The following is a 17606-nucleotide window of genomic DNA, read 5'->3' as shown; positions in this document are numbered from 1 at the left end:
TTGTTGATGTATGGCGCTGCCATTGAAGATTCCGTTCGCCCCGATGGAGGCGCTGTCGGTCGACGTCATTCCGGAAGGCGATGACTGGCAATACGAACCGAAATGGGATGGCTTTCGCTGCCTGGTCTTTCGCGACGGCGACGACGTTTATCTGCAATCGAAGTCCGGCCAGCCGCTCGCGCGCTACTTTCCTGAACTGGTTGACATCTTCAGCCGCCTGCCAGCACGCACGTTCATCCTGGATGGCGAAATAGCCGTCCCTGTTGAGGGACGATTCTCCTTCGATGCGCTGCTCCAAAGAATTCACCCCGCGGAAAGCCGCATCCGCAAACTGGCCGCCATAACGCCAGCGTTGTTCGTCGCCTTCGACCTCCTCGCGGAAAACAGCACCCGATCAATGGCCGCCGAACCGCTCCGCGTGCGGCGCGCCGCGCTCGAATCGTTCGTGGCGCGCCACTTCAAACAGGAGTCACTGCACCTCTCACCCGCAACCACGCGAATCGCACAAGCGCGGCGATGGCTTGAAAAGGCTGGAGGAGATCTGGATGGAATCATCGCAAAACGTCTCGACCTCGAATACCGCTCCGGCGACCGCTCGGGAATGCAGAAGGTGAAAAATCATCGCTCGGCTGACTGCGTTATCGGCGGGTTCCGATACGCCGAGAAAACCGTCGGCGGCACGCGCGTCGTCGGATCGTTGCTTCTCGGCCTCTACGATGACGATGACCTCTTGCATCACGTCGGATTCTGTTCCGGGTTGAAAGCGAACGAACGGATGGAATTGACTGAACGCCTGGAAAAACTGATCGAAGCGCCGGGATTTACGGGACAGGCGCCGGGCGGCCCCAGTCGTTGGAGCACGAAGCGATCGTCGGAATGGCAGCCGTTGAAACCCAGGCTCGTTGTGGAGGTCAGCTATGATCACTTCACGGGCGGGCGCTTTCGCCATGGCACCAGCCTCTTGCGCTGGCGGCCGGACAAGAAACCGGCGCAGTGCAGGATGGAACAAATTCAACAGGCGGGAAGCGCGCCACTGAAGCTGTTGCGAGGCAAGCTCGCGGCGTGATGCGCTAAAAGAACCTTTCGAATGCGCCCAGGATTCTGCACGCTGCTTGCGTGAATTTTGTCGGTGTTGTTCGTGCCTGGATTTTCTGGCAAGCGCTGGTTGCGGTCAGCTTCGCTGGAACGTTTACCAATCCCATCATCACGCCAGGAGCTGATCCCTGGGTGATCCAGCATGGTGACACTTACTACCTGAGCCAAAGCCGTGGCGGCCGCGGAATTTTCATCACAAGCGCCAGCACGCCCGCTGCTTTGGGCACGCAGCCATGGTCTCGCGTCTGGTCCCCTCCCCCAGGCACGAATTATTCCAAGGAACTCTGGGCTCCGGAACTTCATTATCTTGACGGCTCCTGGTTCGTGTACTTCGCCGCGGACGATGGCGACAATGCGAATCATCGCATGTTCGTGCTGGAAGGAACGTCGCAGAACCCGCTCGAATCATTCCGTTTTAGGGGCGAACTGAAACTGCCGGGTAATCGCTGGGCGATTGACGGAACTGTTCTCACCATCAGCAATCAAATGTATTTTGTCTGGTCCGGTTGGGAGGGAACCGAGAATGTCGAGCAACGCCTCTACATCGCATTCATGTCCGATCCCTGCCAGGTGACAGGCAATCGCGTTTGCATTTCGCGCCCGGAACACGATTGGGAGCGGCGCGGAAATCCGTGGGTGAACGAAGGCCCGCAAGCGCTCTGGAACAGCAACCGCCTTTTCATCATTTATTCCGCCAGCGGCAGTTGGGGTGACGACTATTGCCTCGGACAATTGACGTTCACAGGCGGCGATCCAATGCGGGCGGAATCGTGGATCAAAAAACCCGTTCCCGTGTTTTCGCGAACGGACAAGGTCTTCGGCCCGGGCCACGCTTCTTTTGTGAAATCGCCGGACGGTTCAGAAGACTGGATCGCCTACCATGCCGCGCAGGAACGCGGATCCGGATGGCGTCGCAACATTCGGATCCAGCCCTTTCAATGGCATGCAGATGGGGCGCCGGATTTTGGCGAACCCATCGCACCCGGCGTTCCCCTCGCCCAACCTGGCAACGCCTTCGAATTGCAGTCCTTGACGCCATCTACCGATCGTGTGCTCGTGGAACAGTAACGCTTCTCAATCGAGTTGCGGCATTGTCAACGCTGCCTGATCCCGATGCCGCCGCGCGAGTTCTGCATTGCCAATTCGCGTGTAGTACTCGGCAAGGTTCAGATGCGCGACAAAATTACCTTCATCGATCGCTAGCGTGCGTTGCATCAAAGTTTCCGTGTTGCGCCAGTATTGCAGCTGATGCCGCGTCGCGACCGATAAGGCCATCAACACGCAGCAGGCCGCGACGGCAACCGCGGCGCGCGTTGATTTCAATCCGCTTCCACGCCTGAGCAAATGCGCCGCGCCCCAGACGAGCGCAATCATCAACCCGATCGCGGGCAGGTAAGTGTAACGGTCAGCCATGTAGAGGTCGCCGAGCGGTACGACTCCGCTGACAGGGATCAGCATCCCAATAAACCAGAACCAGCCCATGGTGGCGAACGGCGCTGACTTCCGCCTCCATGTGACCGCGGCCGTTATCGCGATCAATAAACCCACCGCGAGCAGTGTCGCCATCGGCGCAATGCCTTCGGGCCGGAGATAAATGACGGAAAGGTTCGCCGGCCAGATCGTCTTCGCCAGGTATCCCTGGTACGCCGCCAGGAGATTGACGCATCGTTCACCCATCTCCAGCGTCCGAATGGCTCCGCCGGCACGCTGCGCCAGAACCGTGGCAAGGCAAAACAAAATCGAAGTCGCAAAGAACGGAATCTTTTCGAGCAGCACGTGCCGGGACAAACCGCGGAACGCGGGCACAGTACCCGATGCGCGGAGCCGGTTCAATGGCCACGCATCGAGCAGGAGCAACACCGCGGGCAGCGTCACAAGCATCGCCTTGGATAAAAGGCCAAACACGAACAGAATCAGGGCCAGCCAATAGCTCTTGTCGCGCAAAAAATTCCCGCGGTCATTTGATGTCGTGTCAGCGGTGCGACGGCCGCAGTAGCGCGAATAGGCGAGCAGTGTCAGGAGAAAGAAGAACCCGCTCAACACATCCTTGCGTTCAGAGATCCACGCGACCGATTCCACGCGCAAGGGATGCATTGCAAACAGAGCCGCCACGAGCGCGCTGCGCCACAACGAACCCGTGAGCGAACGCAGCACAAGAAAGACAAGGACTGCATTGATCGCGTGCAACACGAAGCTGACAAGATGATGTCCCCCGGCGTCGGTCCCAAACCACTCGCAATCGAGCATGTGCGAGAGCCACGTGATCGGATGATAATTGGAAACATGAAAATCAACGAACGCCCAGATGAAGCCCCACGATGTCAGTCCCTGCAATACGGTCTCGTTTTCAAACACGTATTCGTTGTCGTCGTAATCTACAAAATCGAAGGTGAGCGCCGGCCAGTAAATAGCAATGACCCACGATGCCAGAACAAATCCGATTGCCGCGACTCGGCCATGTTGAATACGCCAACCCATTCCGCGGCGCATTCTCTCCAAAGCGTCCGCATTTCCAAGGGATTAATCGCGGCTCGGTGCGAAGCGCAGGTTTCTCGGGACCGTATCACCGGCTTCCAATCCGGCAGCGCACGGGACCTCGCATTACGCGTGAAATGCTTCACCCGCCGGGTTTGGAGCGCGGCGCAGGTTTGGAAACACGCGATACGGCCGACGTGGAAATCTGCGCTACGCGATGAGAAGCTCGGTGTTACTCCGTCTGCAGGGTCTTGACGAATTCATCCGCCTTCGCGATTGCAGCGTTCATCTGGGCGATCAGCTTGGAAATATCCGTTTGAATGCTCATTGCCTCGCCCTTCAATGACGCAATTGCCTGGGCATTGAGGTTGTGTTTGAGATACAGAACGTGATCGCGGAACTGGGTAAGGACCGGCGGCATGCTCGATTCCGCCGCCTTCAACGCGTCATGCAGGCTTTCGTAGCGCGTCCGCGTCGCCTGAAGCTGTCTGCGACTGCCACTCTGCAAGGCTGGTGTTGAGATCTGTTGAATCTCCCTTTCCCACTCGGCGAACAGGTCTTCGGCGACCGTTTCCACTTCGCGAACGCGTTCCCGGACAGTCTCCGCCTGGGCGGCGCAATCGTCATACTCGGCCTGCAGCGCCCGATACGTCTTCTCGAGGTTGCCGCCGCTGAATCCATACATCTCCTGCAGCCGCGTCAGCGCATCCTTGAATTGCTCGCTCGCCTCCTTCTGGTCATCGCGCGCCGCGATGACATTCTTCTTCAGCAGGTCGCGTTTATGGACGCCAAACTTTTCATAGGCCGCGTAGTAGGTGGAGCGGCAGCCGGTCGAGAGCATCGCTGAAACCAAAAGTCCCATCGCAAGGAAAGCGCGTGCTGAGTTCATGTGAATGGCCGACGGTGGCACGCGGACCGCCATTGCGCAAGGGAATGGAAACCTACTTTGCTACGAGCCACGATAACGAGAATGCGGCAAGCTGTTAAAGGATCTTGTGAGAAGGAGACGAAACCTGAAGCAGCCTATGCTACGAGGCTTTTGCGCCCCTTTCAAAGTGGTGCCAGAGGCAGGAATCGAACCTGCGACCAAAGGCTTATGAGTCCTCTGCTCTACCCCTGAGCTACTCTGGCAAAACTACGAGAATAATGGGGTTTCCAATATTTCCGTAAATACTTTCTGTTGACGTTGTGCTACGATTTGTGCTAGTGTCAGCCCCAGCATGAATAACGAGTCTACCACCGACACCAAAGGCAGCATCGAGCCCGAAATCGCCAACGTCAGCGCGGAGAAATACCGGTTCCGGAAGGTCAAAGACGGTCGCGGCAGGGATTTGGAGGGTATCTGGGAACGGAACGGAAGGTATTACGCCCAGCTTTGCCTGCCGGGCAAAAACACGCCGCGCCGCGTCCCGCTCTTCACAGACGAGAACCTGCCCGCCAAGAACGTGACCCAAGCCAAGGAGGCTTACGCCGCCCTGCTCTCCAACCGTCGCCAAGGGATACTTCCAGGTCCCCGGATCACGCCGTTTTTCTCCGACTACTATTTGCATTATCTCTCGTTCATGGAAGAGACCGAAGCCAAGGGTCCGCTGACGATCAAAAAGGAGCGCAGCTCACTCAAGGCATGGGCCAGGTTTTTGGGCCAGACCCGTCTCAACCAAATCGAACGCCGACAAATTAACGAGTTCGTCCTTTTGCGCAAGAAAGAAGGCGTCACCAACACCGTAATCAACAAGGACGTGATCGCACTCAAAAACCTCTGCAAGTTTGCCGCGGGCGAAAACTACCTGAAGCACGGGCTGCCCACTGACGGTTGGAAGGAGTTGGAATATAAGGCCCCCATCCGTCCGCTCTGGCCCGCGGAAGTCATTGACGCGCTCTGCAACGAGGCGCTGCGCAAACACAAGAAAGGCTTCCTCATCCACCGCAACGGCCAGGCGTTCGTCGATTGGATTCGACTAATGCAGTGGACCGGCGCGCGACACACAGCCGCCATCACCTGCCGCTGGTCACAGGTCGACTTCGACAAGCGGACGATCACGCTGCACACGAAATTCGACAAAACGGTGACGGTCGACTTCAACCCGGAAATGGAAAAGCACCTGCTCGACATGAAGGCGCGCAAAGACCCAAACGACGACTGCCTTTTTCCAGCAAGCCGCAACGATGGCGACCGGGATCACATGACCCATATGTATAAGACGCTCAACAGCGTGAAAAAAGCGGTGGCCGCCAGCAAGGAATTCAAGGACCACACTCCGAACGTTGGAGAGTTTACTCCGCACGATCTCCGGCATTTTTTTACGAGCTGGGCCGTCATGAGTGGGATCGATTATCGCACTATTGCAGAATGGCGGGGCGATGCGGATAACGGCGTAATGATTTCCTCGATCTATTCACACCTCGACCCCCGGCACCGAAAGGCGGCGGCGGACAAGTTGAAGTTCAATATCCCGGGAGCTCAACCGGTGCAGCCGGTGGCGATTCCGGTTCCAGACAAGACCGCCGTGGAAAACCTAAGTGCCGCCGAGCTGCTCAAGCTGCTTCAAGAGAAGCTTGGACAGGCGGCGGCGTAGGATCGGCGGCAGCAACATCCCGGCAGATGCGCAAAAACGTGTCTGCCGGGATTTTCATTTTCATGCGCGCGACCGTGGAATCGATCCACCGTGGGGGGCCTGGGTGGTAGTCGAGCGAAGCCTGCGAAATTTTGAGTTCACGACCCGTCAGCGCGCACCGGCGACCTTGCTTGAGGAAAAGGTCCCAGGCAGCGGCAGCGTCGACGGGCACCTTGATCCCACGCTTGCGCGCACCGGCCAGAATCGAAGCCCAACGTCGGGCCGTAATTTCTCCAGCGCCCTGCACTCTCTTTTCAAACGTCGGCTTGCTGCCACAGCCGCAGTGCTTCGGGCCGTTAATGAGATGCCACCGCGATTTCGTGAACGTCTTGCCACAGTCGCAGCGGCACTGCCAGAGGGTTTCTCCGAGACGGTTGGTCTCTTCAGTCGCGTGCTCGACCAAAATCGCGCCGTAGCGGTTCCTGGCGATGTTGCGCTGCCGCCCCAGGTCGACGATGAGCCTGCCGCGTGACTCAGCAACCGGCAAAACCCCGTTCTTTCGCAACCGCCATTCGGTGGTGCGGGAGAGACCGGTCTTTTGCCTGAAGGTCGCGAGCTTCACTCAATTTCGAGGGGCAGCTTTTTGCGTTCGCAGAAGGCAATGGTTTGAGCGGTGATATTCTGCACCGCCAGGGCGAGCAGCTCTTCGCCATAGTCCTCATGCATGACCAGGCGCGCGTGCCGGGCGAACCCGAAGGCTGCGTGCAGGGCCTCGTGCGCGATTGTGGAGACCGTCAGATACTTGTGGCAGAAGTGAAGCTCGGCCAATACTTCTGGCTTCCGCTTCTCGCTGGGTTTGGGGAAGTGGCAAAACGCGGCCGTAAAATCTGGCGCGGTCCCATCGAACTTGGTCCATGCTCGATACAGCGTCTTCTCAGTCGGGTGGACGACCACGCTGATTTTCAGGTCAGAGTAGTCGGCCAGCGAGAATTCAGTTCGTGCGAGTCGACTCATTCAATCGGGAACTGCTGCGGCAATTGATAGGGGGCGTCAGCACCCACGTCGGCAAACTTGAGTGACAGCTTGTATTGAGCGGTCTTCCCGAATTTCGGGTGAACAAAAAACAGGGTTTGAGTCGGATCAATCGGGTTGAAGTTTTCGGTCAACGAATACCCGTCGAGACCCGGGAAGCCGCCGTTAATAGTGACGTCGCCGAGCGCGTGCGGCAGTTGAATGTCCCGGTGCAGGTGCCCGCAGATGTAGTAATGCGGTGCCTGTCGCCCGTGCTTGGTGAACAACTGCGCCTTGGTCGACAACTCACGACCAATCGCGTGGTTCGGGATACCGAGTGCTTTGTCGCCGCCGCGGAGGTGATCGCCGTGCGCTGCGTGGAACGTGTAACCCTGCACCTGGAAAATTGCAAAGGGTTGGGGGTTAAGGTCCCAATCAATGTTTTTGATGTCGCGGGTCAGCGCTTCAACGAGCGCGTAGAAAAACATGTCAAGGTTCGAGAACCGATTCTCGGTCGGCATTTTCTTTTGGTTCTGCCAGCGCGTATGGTTGCCTACGACCGTCTTAATACGAATCTTAGGCACGTGAGCGGATAACACCCGGAGAAACTGAGCCGTGGCGTGGCCTGCGAGATAGAACTGCGAAAACAAAGTGCTCCGTTGCCCCGCCTCGGACCCATGCGCAAGCGCTCCGTCGAGGTGATCTCCGAGCATGGCTACGACCAGCTCGTCAACGTGCATGGTTGTGTGGTTCCCAAGAATCGATATGACCGACTCCTCCAAATATTTCAACCGCGCCAGGAACATCGGGAAATCGTAGCGGCCAAATCCGAGAGTCTGGTCCGGGCGAACGACTTTGCCGACGTGCGTGTCGGAGAAAAGGAGGACCGCGCTCTGGGGTGTTGACTTCGACTTCGGGCGGACCTTCACCACTGGTGGCAGGGGTGAGTAGGACCGCGGAGCCGCCTCCATGATGTTCTGCACGAGTTGGTCGACGACTGAGTTCTCAGCCAGCGCCTGGTCATACTTTTTTCGCAGGTCGTCGTGCTGACGCTTCCAAAACTCGGCGTTGGCTCGGCCCTTGTCGTCCGTGTAGGTCGACGTTGCGGTGGTTGTTTGGGCGGCTGTGGCAACCGCAGCGGTAGCGGCGGCTTCGGGCCGGGGCTCCGAGCGACGCAGCCGCACGGCATGGTAACTTCGGCCCGTCTTCGCAGCGATTTCCCGATTACTCAACGGGGAGTCGAAAAGGGCCAGTTCCTCAGGTTTCCAGAATTTGTTCATTACTTCTTCTTGCGGGGGGTGGTTTTGGGTTGAGCCGACGCCGGTTCAGACGTCGTGATTTTCCCGAGCGCCAACTGCTTCTGCAGCTCAAGACGGAAAAGCTGTTGTTCGATCAGCCCGTCCCGCAGGGCGATGCTGTGCGATAGAACGGCGTGGCCGTCAGTCTTCGGAAGCGCCCACTTGTCGGCGTCGTCCAGGATTGCATCGAGCCGGTTGCAAATCCGGATGGCGGTGCCTTCCAGGGAGGTCTTCACGTGCTCGTCGTGCGATTGCTCGTCCGAGCTCCGACGCATGACGTTGTTCACCGTCGCGAGAGCATTCAGCAGCGTGTCGATTTGATCTCCGATAATGTCAGCGTGCGATTTCAGCATGGGTAGTGATTTTGAGTTCGTTGAGGGCGAAGTTCAGCAGATGGATGGCGTCACATTCGTTGTCGTCGACGGGTTCCATCTTGTAACCGGGGCTTTTGTAGAGGGTGAGCTTTCCCCGTCCGTTGACTTCCTGGACGTAACCCGGCATCTTCGCCAAGGCTGCGGCCATATGTTCCTTTTTTGCGTTGCCGAAACCGGTCGCAAATTTTTTGAGCGTTCCGACCGGCACCGCACGGATCGCGCAGGCCGGGTAATACAGGATGACGCTCGCCCGAAGGCTCGCCCAGAGCTGTGCCTGTAACTGCGTGCTGAGAAACTGGACGTCCTCAAAGTAAATCGCGTTGGGCTTATCGAAGGTTCCAATGAACGTGTAGAGCCTCTCGACTCGCATATCACAGCATCGGTCCAGCCCATTCTTCTTCTGCGCCTCCAACTCTTTGGTGGTGGCGGTCAAAAATGTGCCCGACTTGACCGCTGAGCCGTCAAAAAAGGCCCAGCCGGTCTTGGTTCCCAAGTCTAGAGACAACACCCTCATGCCGCGAGGGAGTCGAGGTGCTTCTGAAGAGCTTCCTGACGGGACCGAACGGAGCCCAGCATCTGGTTGAGGCGCAACTGTTCGTCGCCCTGGCCGGGTTTCAAATGGTGCAGGGCGCTTTTGAGACCCGCGACCCGATGGTCCAGGTGACGCGCCTTGACGCCGAGTTGACGAAGAGACGGGCGCATGATGCGGACTCGGCGGGCTTTGCCGCCTTTGGCTCGGAGGGTAATGTGACGGGCATCTTTGTGGGTTATCATAGGGGTCAGTTAGTTGAGTTGTGATTGGACTGGATTGAGGCGAAACCGCAGCTTCTGAAGCCCTCGGGCGTGGGCCTTGCGTGCCGCTTCGCGCGACACGTTGCGCTCACGTCCGACATCAGCGTAGTTACCTCCCTGGAGGTCCACACGCCGCACGGCGTAACCCTCCAAGGCAGGTAACTGGTCGATAGCGTCTTCGAGCGAAGTTTCTCTCACTGTAATGATCTGTTGTTCGTCGCTGGATTGGTCAACCAGATTCGAAAATTCAGGACGATTTTTGTCGGCATCCTCATTTCCTGCGGCGGTGCCTGTAACAACGGCGTCGGGCGGGAGAGATGGTTGGTGAAATTCAGGGCGGACAACGGTGCGCTGCCGAATCTGCTTCAGCACTTCACCCTTCACATAGGAACGAATGTAAGTGCCAAACCGGGAACCGCGCGCGGGGTCGAACTTTTTGCATTCGAGGGCCTGCATCAGTGCGAAGTTGCCTGCGGAAATTGCGTCCTCGTCCAAGATTGCGCCCCGTGCGAATCGCAGGGAAAGCTTTGCCACAAGTTTGAGATGGACTCGAACGAGCTCGTCCCGTGCGGCAAGATCGTTATTGCCGTGATACCGCGCAATCAGCGCGTGCTCTTCAGCCAATGTTAGGGGTATGAACGAGAGGTCGTCTTGAGTGGAGTAGTATGACATAAAGCGATTATTTGATGAGGTGTTTAGGGCGATGAATTTTCCAAATTCGGGTAGTCGAGTGGGGCACGATTTCCAGGCCATCAAACCCTTTGCCTTTAAGCTGGGAGAGGGAGCGGTTGATCGTGTCGACCGAATAATCTCGCAAGGCCGCCGGGGCGGCGGGGTCGTAGTTAATCAGCTCCTTGTGGAGCTGGTAACTGGTTCCTTGCCAGAACGCGGCTTTCGTTTCCCGCGTCGTGAAGTGGATAAACATCCAATCTTCCAGAATATCGGAGAACCCTGCGGTGCGGCTGGACTGGCGCGAGATTTCGACGAGGCTTTCGTCCGCAAAAGCTCGAACTCCGTAGCGGCTGTCGCCACGAAGCTCCTCGGGGATGTCGGTATCCAGAGCCCATCGAGCCAGCCAGGGAAGCTCACGTTCCAAGATTGCCACCAGTTCAGCGCGAGGAGGGAACTTGATTTGTTGCACCTCAATCGTGCGCAGGAGCAGCAGCTTGTCTTTGATCGACTGGTCGAGGTCAGGAACCTGGCGGGCGCTCTCCTCATCTGCATTGCAGGTCACCATCAGGCAACTGTTGCACTCAGTCATTGACGCCTTGCGGAACTTCTCATTGCAGCGGAACGAGGGGTTGGCGGCCACGCGTTTCATCTGCATCCAGAAAATGCGAAGGGTGCGGGGGTTTGCATTCGCCGTCGCGTCGTCGACCGACCAAAAAGGCTTCTCGAAAAGCTCGGAATTGAAATTGTCGTTGCCGAGCAGCCAATCAGTGGCTTCGCCGAATCCCCCCAGCAGCGGGCCGAGGATGCCGCGATTAAGCAGCGTTTTTCCGACGCCCGGAGGCCCCGCAATGAAGAGGATAAGGCTGCTTCGCGGGTCGAAGTAATACGCGCAGCGGTAAGCGTGAATGATCCACGCCTTGAGATAGGCGACCTGCAGGGGCGTGGGGTGAAAAGTATCGATGAAGTGGCACAGCCAAGGAAACTGCCCGTTCGGTCCCCACACAGCCTCGCCAGGTTTTCCCGCGGGGGCAATTGGACGCGAGGAGTAAGTGTTGAGATATGTGTCGTTATTGAAGCGGTAAGGGCCTGGCCGACGATTAACGAACGGGGCAGCGCCCTTCACCCGGGCATTTTCCTCGATATAGAGCAGCGCTCTTTCGACGTCCGAGACACCGGCCTTATCGGGCTTCGGAGACACGCTGCGCTCGATCTTCAACTTGCGATTGAGCTGCGGCCCCTCCATTGGAATCCACATCCCGGAAGGAAGTGCCGTCCAGTATTGCTTGCCATCGTAGTAAATCCCCTCGACCGCGCGGCCCAGAGACTCAGCTTCGTATTGCTTCACGAACTGAGCGCCGAGCAAATCGACCCAGGGATAAAACGCCTTGGCAGCGTTGGCCGAGAAGGTCTGAATACCGGTCTCGCGCACAATCGCGGACTTGGGCGACTGCGATGCGTCGATCCAGAACGTTGGACCTTGAGAGTTGAGCGCGAAATCGCCGGGCCATTGAGAGAACTTCGGAAAGTGCTTCGCCAGCTCCTTGGCGACGACGTCGAGCGGAATCGTGGTGCCAAATTCCTTGCCCTTGAAGTTGAACTTCTGGCTGGCCTTGACGAGCCAACCGCGGGAGACGTTTGCCGAGATTTTTTCGTCGTGAATTTTCCGCCAGTCGCAGCCGTTGGTCCACATGCGCTCGGGCGCTTCCCAGGCGGGCTTGTCAAAACCAACCATGCAGCGGCCCATGTCGAACCCAAAGTCCGCGAAGGTTTTCAGGAAGTGACGGGCAAACGTGTCGGACGGAAAAACGATTGCTTCTTCGAGGAGCCAAACGAAGCGCCAGTTGCCGGACAGGGTTTTCTCGATCCAGTTGGGCTTGATTGGGCACTCGTTGACGAGGCGCACCACCACGTCGTCGGGCTGCGCGCTGTCGAAGTCAGCGACCAGCGCGTGGCACTTGAGGACCGGGTTACCTTCGCCGTCCTTCCGTTCGCGTGACGGGCGCACGCTGCCGTTCACACCCTCGTAGAACGTGTAGACATGGTGCCGGGTGGCCGGGTTGTTGATCCAGGCGTCGCGAGCCGTTTTGTCGGATCGGACTTCCGCCGGGATGGCATCTGTTTTGAAGTCCCAAGGAGCAATCCCGGTGGAAACATTCTGCGAGCTGAGATTAGGGAGAAAAAACATCGTCTCAGTCTTGATATGAGAAGTTGAGGGGGGCTTTGCCAACCGCGGCGCGCATTTTTCCTCAGTTATTTCAGGTAATGGGCCGCTTCCTGCGCTTCGCAGCTCACTGGACAACCTTCCAGCCAGTCAGGCGTGCGGCTCATTACGTGTTCCACGTCCTTGACCGTGACGTCCTGGTCGACCTCGGTAATCGCTTCGTCGTGGACGTGAAAAATCACGTCGCCGACCTGGTCTTCCAGGGCGAGTAAGTGCTGGCCGAAGACGTCGCGGGCCGTTGCTTGAACCAGATTTTCCGTGAGGAGCCCGCCGTAGAGTGTTTTGCGCTTGTCTCCAACCAGGGCCGTAAATGCCCAGTCCGCCCTCCATTTCCCGGTTTCCTTGTCCTTCTTGCTGCGGACGACACGAGAGACACCCCGGTAAGTCATCGTCCGCCCAGACGGTAAAGCCATCTCGAAATCGCTGTGGATGGATTGCTTGAACGCATCATCCAAAGTGCGCCACAGACCGGTTGTGAGGGGGTTCTGTGCGCGGAAGCTGGTAACCAATTCCTGACTCTTCTCGGGTGTCAACAACACGCCGTAACTCGCGGCAATCGCGACGAACTTTTCCCATCCGCAGCCATACCCCAATCCCAGCACCTGAATTTTGGCGAGCGCGTAGAGGTCCGGATTCTCCTTCTTGAGGTTCCCACCCGTCCAACCCATCGACACGCGTGCGAATGCCTCGTAAATACTCATGCCGGTGCGGAGCATTTCGAGGAGCTGAAAATTCCCCGTCAGCCACGCCAGGACGCGAGGCTCGATCTGCGATAAGTCAGCTAGGATGAACTTCTTGCCAGGGCGCGCCCGGAAGAGCCGCCGAATGTCCATGGCGTAGTCAGTGCAGTTGGCAACCCAATCCTTGGCGTCTTTGACGGAGAGTGATCCTGGAGGTGATACCAGGTTCCGGTCCTTGAGATACAGGGGCACCTTACGAAGGTTCTGCATGTTCAGACCCGACCCGCCGCCGGACCAGCGTCCGGTGTGAGCGCCGAAGTAAAGAAGCGAGAAGTCAATGGTATTATCCGGACGCAGGCGCTCGCGAATCGTTTGGAGAGATGACAGAAGCTTATTGAGCTGCCGGTATTGGCTGACTCCGAGCACCCACGGGAACTGCGGCCCGTAGGCAATCTCCCAAGCCTCGAACTGTTCCTCGCCGTCGTCGAAATGACTCTTGACCGGCGGTGCAGGGATGCCGACCACGCGGCACTGTTCTGCAATTGCTTTTGGGCTCGTGGGAGCTGCGCCTCGGTCAGTCCAGGGAAGCGATTTTTCGAGGTTGAAAATCACCTCCTGCAAAACGGTGATGTATTCGTGAAGTAACTCGGCATCGATAGAAACCCCGCGAGCGCATTGCCGCATGGTGAGTTCGGAGAGCCCACGCTCATGAGAGGGCCAACGAGGGCTGTATTTTGTCCAGAGGCCGTGGCACTCGCGCACGTCACCGACTCCGTATCGCGCCAACTCGTCTGCCTTTCCGGCGTCGACCGCGTCCTGCCACGTCTTTCCGCTCATCCAATCGCGGATGTCCTTTGACATGGGCTGGCCTTCCAGGACTGCCAGGGCTTTGGCCAAAGCACGGTTACCGCAAAGGTAAGACGTCATATTGGCCGTGCATTGCCACTGATTTTGAAGCATCCGCACTGGCGCAATGCCGTCCTCGACCAACCGCCCGACGATTGCTCGCTCAAACGCGGCGTTGTGGGCCAGCAGCAGGGCGTCTTCGAGCGCGTCCCAGTTAAAGTCCCGGGGGTTGCCCGCCCAGGAATTCGCGCCATCGAACACCGTCATGAGATAGGGGTCGAAGCGTTCGTCGTGGACATAACGCCAGTTGCCTAAATCCCTGACGGAATATTCGTTTTTCTTATAAAATGTTTCAAAATCGACTGCTATAGTGTCCATATCTGGGCAGAGTTCTTGCGTTGGGCCTAACTCGCGTCCTTCGAGTTGGCGGAAGTTATTAAGTCCGAGAGTCCGCTATTTGGAGCGGATGCGAGTGCGTCCTGGTTTGCGCTTCACGTCATGTGAGCGGCCCCAGTTGATCGCGTCGTAGTTCTTCTTGAAGTTGCCGCCCACATTGCGAGGCCGGTCACCTTTTCCAGCGTTGCGTCCAATCGGGTCCCGATCAGAGCGAGAAAAAGGATCGACGTCGTTGTGGGCGGTCTTGCGGCAGACAATGTTCATGCGTTTCCGAGGTTGCGTATCGAGAAATTATTCTTCGCCAGAGTCGTCGGTTTCTTCCGGCAGTTCAAAGTGAAGTGCGCCGTGGCCCTGGATGGGGCAGCGGGGTGCGGCGACATCCAGCCATTTTTTCGTCGTTCGGACGGTGTATCCGCAGCTAGGGCACTCGCATTTTACCATGCGGGTCCCCTGCTTTTTCCGGCCGGACTTCAGGAGGTCGAGCTTCGAGTGAGGATACTCGCCGAGTTCCTCGGAAACGCTCGCGATGATTTCCAAGAGCTCGGGTCCTGCAACAGTGGAAGTCATCGGGCCGGTGAGACCGACCGCCTGCGCGCAACGTTTAAACACTGGTCCGTGCGCCGCTTTACTTCCGACCACGGCGTGGACGACTTCATGGATGAGGATTGAGAGAACTCCCTGTGGACCGGTCACGTCGTTTAAACAGGGGCTGATAAAAATCTGGTTCACGCCGTCCTCACTCGCAGCGTTATCCCAGCATTCGGCGAGGCGGCGGGACTTGGCTGACACCGCCTTGGTATGGGGCCACCCGGTGCTGACGCGGACAGGAGGAACTTTGTATTCTTTCTTCTCGAACAGAGGCTTGAACGCTTCTACTGCGGCGAGGAGGAACGCTTCGCGGGTCGGATACTTCTTCTGCAACGGCTTCTTCTTTCCGGGGTCAACACCCCATTGTTTTTGCTGACGAACGCACTTTGCGCAATGGCAATATTTTCGTCAATACTTTTGTAAACTTGAGGTAAATTTACGGACCTTTTTAGTCTTACAAAGAGGGTCGGACAAACACCGTCCGACCCTCAATTGCCTGTGGACTAACCGTATCTTGTCCTAGAAGCCCAGGACTGCCTTCAGTTCGTCGCGGAATGTCTGTGTTGTGGACTCCAACGCCCTCGGCACCGGAACGAATGCATAATTGTTGCCGAACTTTTTAAGTTCGCTGCGGATTTCAAAAAAAGCTCCGCGGTAACCGTTCTGGCGCAGCACTCCAATCTTGCGCTGAGTCTTGATGGGCTTCGCTCCGTAGGTGTAAGCGCTGCCCTTCATGAGGTAGAGGGCCAGTGCGTAATTCTTCCCAGCGATGTTGATCGGGAACTCGTTGTCAGTGAGACCTGACACCTGCTCGACGAGGATCAGTGCCGTTGCGCGCCGCTGATACCAGGGCTTCTTGGTCTGCTGCGCCTCGGTGTAGTCGAGCGTGCCGCCCTTTGCGACGACTTCAGCTTCCGTCTTGCAGAGGTTTCCGCGTAGGCCCGGCTGATAGTCGACCTTCTCTTCGAACAGAGTCGGCTCAAACCCGCAAATGAGAATTCGCACGGGTTCACTCTTTTCGCCGAGCTTGCTTTTCCCCTCGCGAAGAACCAGAGAGCCGTTGAGAAGCAACGAGCCGTGTGGAAAATTATTGGACAGTTCGCCCACTTTTTGGACGATCTTGAAGTGCGGCAGCACCATGTCCTTGGCGTCGATGCTGTCATCGTCGTAAGGCGCGGGGGGCGCAGCCACAGCGGTGCTGGTGCCGGTGATCGTTGCCGGGACCTGGGACGACGGCTCACTGTTTGCCGTTTGGGTCTGCGGGTTGGGTGTGAGGACCTTCGCCTCGGTCGGGACGTCTTTGACCAAGGATTCAGTGCCGGGTTTGTTGAACTCAATACGAGCCATATTACTGCTTTTTTGTCTGGACTTTTTTGTTGTGTTCTCCGTTCAACTCAATTGATGAACGGAAATTGATTGCTCGTTCAGCTCTTCAGCCGTTCGAGGAAAATTGCGCCCTGGCTCTCCTCCAGGATTCCCTTCTCAAGGCAGTCGGCGCGGAAAGCGTCCGCAGCGGCCTTCTTACTTCCACGGGGTGACGCGTCTTGAATCGCCTTATTGATGGGTGTCATGCGGATTGCCAGGGCCGCGCGGATAGCGCTTGCCGGAACACCGGCTTTGCGTGCAGCCCTGATGTAGCCCGCGAAGTTTTTGATCTCGTTGTCGGTTCTCGACCGCAACACGTAGCCCTCAGGCATCCACTCGTCTTCTTCGATTGCTCTGGCGGTGATCTGGCCTCGTGTGGCTTTGCCCCAGGCTTCCATGAGCTGCGCGATCTCCATGGACAGCTTTGCTTGCTTGGCGTCGCGCAGAAGAGAGGGGGTCACGGTCTCCGGGATTTGAGCCGGAGCGTATTTCTTCCCGAGCTTTATAGCGAACGCAGCGAGCGCGGGACACTTTCCCTTATTGCCGCAAAACAGACAGGCGCTGACGGTGACCTGAGCCTTAGAAAAATCTCCTGTTTCTTGTGCGAGCTTGGCTCGGGCAACCACCGTTTTGACCCGCAACAGCAGGCCGTCGAATTGGCTCCGTTGGAACGTGTGGAAGTCGCCTTCTCCGCGATGGGGCATCACGAAATGGACGGTGACCTGTTGCAGGGATGGGAAGCGGTAGTAGAGCCCAAGCAGGTAAGCAATACCCTGCAGGTTGTTCTCTGTGGGTTCAACGGACCACTGGCCAAACTTCCAGTCGCAGATTTCAGCGATCGTTTTTTCAGCATTGATGACCCCCACGTCCAGATAGCCCCCCGTGGTGCCTTTAAACTTATTGCCCTGGGAATCGACCAAGACAACGTCGTCAATGTTGAGATACTCTTCCTTGATAACTGTCCCGCCCGGATACTTGGCGACGATCTTGTCGCGGTATTCCTTGCAGAGCGCGACCGCGTCAGCTTCGTGGTCGGCCAGACGAGGGTCATCAATGTCAATTCCCTCTTCCGCGGCGTCGTGCTGCCGGGTGCCCGCTTCCGACGCCTCGTTGCGGCTTGACTCTTCACCGGTGAAGAGGGGGCAAGCTTCAAGCACTTGCAGTTTCGACGGCGAGAAAGGGTGGTGGAGGCGTTCGGCACTCATCTTCAATTCAATCACTAAAATATTTTGGTCTTT

At 57.5% G+C, this 17606-nt stretch carries 18 protein-coding genes and 1 tRNA gene; 3 read left to right on the top strand and 16 right to left on the bottom strand.

Annotation, left to right across the window (positions count from 1 at the left end):
* The first annotated feature begins 10 nt into the window (after positions 1-10).
* Both VEH04_17200 and VEH04_17195 read left to right on the top strand, forming a co-directional pair.
* Positions 11-1066 carry an ATP-dependent DNA ligase gene (locus VEH04_17200; GenBank protein HYG24518.1) on the top strand — a complete coding sequence of 352 codons (1056 nt, stop codon included), beginning with the start codon at positions 11-13 and terminating at the stop codon, positions 1064-1066.
* A gap of 50 nt (positions 1067-1116) precedes the next feature.
* Positions 1117-2163 carry a glycoside hydrolase family 43 protein gene (locus VEH04_17195; protein ID HYG24517.1) on the top strand — a complete coding sequence of 349 codons (1047 nt, stop codon included), beginning with the start codon at positions 1117-1119 and terminating at the stop codon, positions 2161-2163.
* A gap of 6 nt (positions 2164-2169) precedes the next feature.
* Here VEH04_17195 and VEH04_17190 read toward each other — a convergent pair whose 3' ends face one another.
* The 3 genes from VEH04_17190 to VEH04_17180 form a co-directional block, all read right to left on the bottom strand.
* Positions 2170-3573: a hypothetical protein gene (locus VEH04_17190; protein HYG24516.1), complete on the bottom strand. Its 1404-nt coding sequence runs from the start codon at positions 3571-3573 to the stop codon at positions 2170-2172.
* A 229-nt stretch (positions 3574-3802) separates the two neighbouring features.
* On the bottom strand, positions 3803-4459 hold the full coding sequence (locus tag VEH04_17185; GenBank protein HYG24515.1) for a DUF2959 domain-containing protein: 657 nt from the start codon (positions 4457-4459) through the stop codon (positions 3803-3805).
* 167 nt (positions 4460-4626) lie between these two features.
* Positions 4627-4701, bottom strand: a tRNA-Met gene (locus VEH04_17180).
* A gap of 89 nt (positions 4702-4790) precedes the next feature.
* Between VEH04_17180 and VEH04_17175 the strand changes: the two genes are divergently transcribed.
* A complete protein-coding gene (locus VEH04_17175) occupies positions 4791-6146 on the top strand; it encodes a site-specific integrase (protein HYG24514.1) in 1356 nt (451 codons plus the stop codon).
* Here VEH04_17175 and VEH04_17170 read toward each other — a convergent pair.
* The 13 genes from VEH04_17170 to VEH04_17110 form a co-directional block, all read right to left on the bottom strand.
* Entirely contained in the window at positions 6106-6747 is a 642-nt protein-coding gene (locus VEH04_17170; GenBank protein ID HYG24513.1) for a hypothetical protein, read from the bottom strand. The two genes, VEH04_17175 and VEH04_17170, sit on opposite strands and share 41 nt — an antisense overlap.
* On the bottom strand, positions 6744-7139 hold the full coding sequence (locus VEH04_17165; protein ID HYG24512.1) for a hypothetical protein: 396 nt from the start codon (positions 7137-7139) through the stop codon (positions 6744-6746). Before VEH04_17165 ends, VEH04_17170 begins: the two co-directional genes overlap by 4 nt.
* A complete protein-coding gene (locus VEH04_17160) occupies positions 7136-8416 on the bottom strand; it encodes a hypothetical protein (protein ID HYG24511.1) in 1281 nt (426 codons plus the stop codon). Before VEH04_17160 ends, VEH04_17165 begins: the two co-directional genes overlap by 4 nt.
* Complete coding sequence (locus VEH04_17155; GenBank protein ID HYG24510.1) at positions 8416-8787, bottom strand: hypothetical protein; 372 nt, start codon at positions 8785-8787, stop codon at positions 8416-8418. Before VEH04_17155 ends, VEH04_17160 begins: the two co-directional genes overlap by 1 nt.
* Positions 8768-9322: a hypothetical protein gene (locus VEH04_17150; GenBank protein HYG24509.1), complete on the bottom strand. Its 555-nt coding sequence runs from the start codon at positions 9320-9322 to the stop codon at positions 8768-8770. The genes VEH04_17155 and VEH04_17150 overlap by 20 nt, the downstream gene beginning before the upstream one ends.
* Positions 9319-9582, bottom strand: a complete 264-nt coding sequence (locus tag VEH04_17145) for a hypothetical protein (protein HYG24508.1) — start codon at positions 9580-9582, stop codon at positions 9319-9321. The genes VEH04_17150 and VEH04_17145 overlap by 4 nt, the downstream gene beginning before the upstream one ends.
* A gap of 9 nt (positions 9583-9591) precedes the next feature.
* Positions 9592-10272: a sigma-70 family RNA polymerase sigma factor gene (locus VEH04_17140; GenBank protein HYG24507.1), complete on the bottom strand. Its 681-nt coding sequence runs from the start codon at positions 10270-10272 to the stop codon at positions 9592-9594.
* Positions 10273-10279: 7 nt separating this feature from the next.
* Positions 10280-12571, bottom strand: coding sequence for a primase-helicase family protein (locus VEH04_17135; GenBank protein HYG24506.1), 2292 nt, complete (start codon positions 12569-12571; stop codon positions 10280-10282).
* Entirely contained in the window at positions 12523-14280 is a 1758-nt protein-coding gene (locus VEH04_17130) for a DNA polymerase (protein HYG24505.1), read from the bottom strand. Before VEH04_17130 ends, VEH04_17135 begins: the two co-directional genes overlap by 49 nt.
* Before the next feature lie 192 nt (positions 14281-14472).
* The gene (locus tag VEH04_17125; protein ID HYG24504.1) at positions 14473-14679 is read right to left on the bottom strand and encodes a hypothetical protein; all 207 of its coding nucleotides are present in this window, start codon (positions 14677-14679) and stop codon (positions 14473-14475) included.
* Between the two features lie 27 nt (positions 14680-14706).
* Positions 14707-15336, bottom strand: coding sequence for a SprT-like domain-containing protein (locus VEH04_17120; protein HYG24503.1), 630 nt, complete (start codon positions 15334-15336; stop codon positions 14707-14709).
* A gap of 186 nt (positions 15337-15522) precedes the next feature.
* Positions 15523-16350 (bottom strand): hypothetical protein, encoded by an 828-nt coding sequence (locus tag VEH04_17115; GenBank protein HYG24502.1) that lies wholly within the window; start codon positions 16348-16350, stop codon positions 15523-15525.
* A 77-nt stretch (positions 16351-16427) separates the two neighbouring features.
* Entirely contained in the window at positions 16428-17588 is a 1161-nt protein-coding gene (locus VEH04_17110; protein HYG24501.1) for a DUF2800 domain-containing protein, read from the bottom strand.
* Positions 17589-17606 lie beyond the last annotated feature (18 nt).

This window comes from Verrucomicrobiia bacterium (assembly GCA_035629175.1).
GTDB lineage: Bacteria > Verrucomicrobiota > Verrucomicrobiia > Limisphaerales > DASXHY01 > DASXHY01.
This window is presented reverse-complemented; position numbering and strand designations above follow the sequence as displayed.

Coding starts and splice junctions, on each gene's coding strand:
- VEH04_17165 (HYG24512.1), bottom strand. CDS start 7,139: ATGAGTCGACTCGCACGAACTGAATTCTCGCTGGCCGACTACTCTGAC.
- VEH04_17190 (HYG24516.1), bottom strand. CDS start 3,573: ATGGGTTGGCGTATTCAACATGGCCGAGTCGCGGCAATCGGATTTGTT.
- VEH04_17155 (HYG24510.1), bottom strand. CDS start 8,787: ATGCTGAAATCGCACGCTGACATTATCGGAGATCAAATCGACACGCTG.
- VEH04_17150 (HYG24509.1), bottom strand. CDS start 9,322: ATGAGGGTGTTGTCTCTAGACTTGGGAACCAAGACCGGCTGGGCCTTT.
- VEH04_17175 (HYG24514.1), top strand. CDS start 4,791: ATGAATAACGAGTCTACCACCGACACCAAAGGCAGCATCGAGCCCGAA.
- VEH04_17160 (HYG24511.1), bottom strand. CDS start 8,416: ATGAACAAATTCTGGAAACCTGAGGAACTGGCCCTTTTCGACTCCCCG.
- VEH04_17185 (HYG24515.1), bottom strand. CDS start 4,459: ATGAACTCAGCACGCGCTTTCCTTGCGATGGGACTTTTGGTTTCAGCG.
- VEH04_17115 (HYG24502.1), bottom strand. CDS start 16,350: ATGGCTCGTATTGAGTTCAACAAACCCGGCACTGAATCCTTGGTCAAA.
- VEH04_17145 (HYG24508.1), bottom strand. CDS start 9,582: ATGATAACCCACAAAGATGCCCGTCACATTACCCTCCGAGCCAAAGGC.
- VEH04_17125 (HYG24504.1), bottom strand. CDS start 14,679: ATGAACATTGTCTGCCGCAAGACCGCCCACAACGACGTCGATCCTTTT.
- VEH04_17200 (HYG24518.1), top strand. CDS start 11: ATGGCGCTGCCATTGAAGATTCCGTTCGCCCCGATGGAGGCGCTGTCG.
- VEH04_17140 (HYG24507.1), bottom strand. CDS start 10,272: ATGTCATACTACTCCACTCAAGACGACCTCTCGTTCATACCCCTAACA.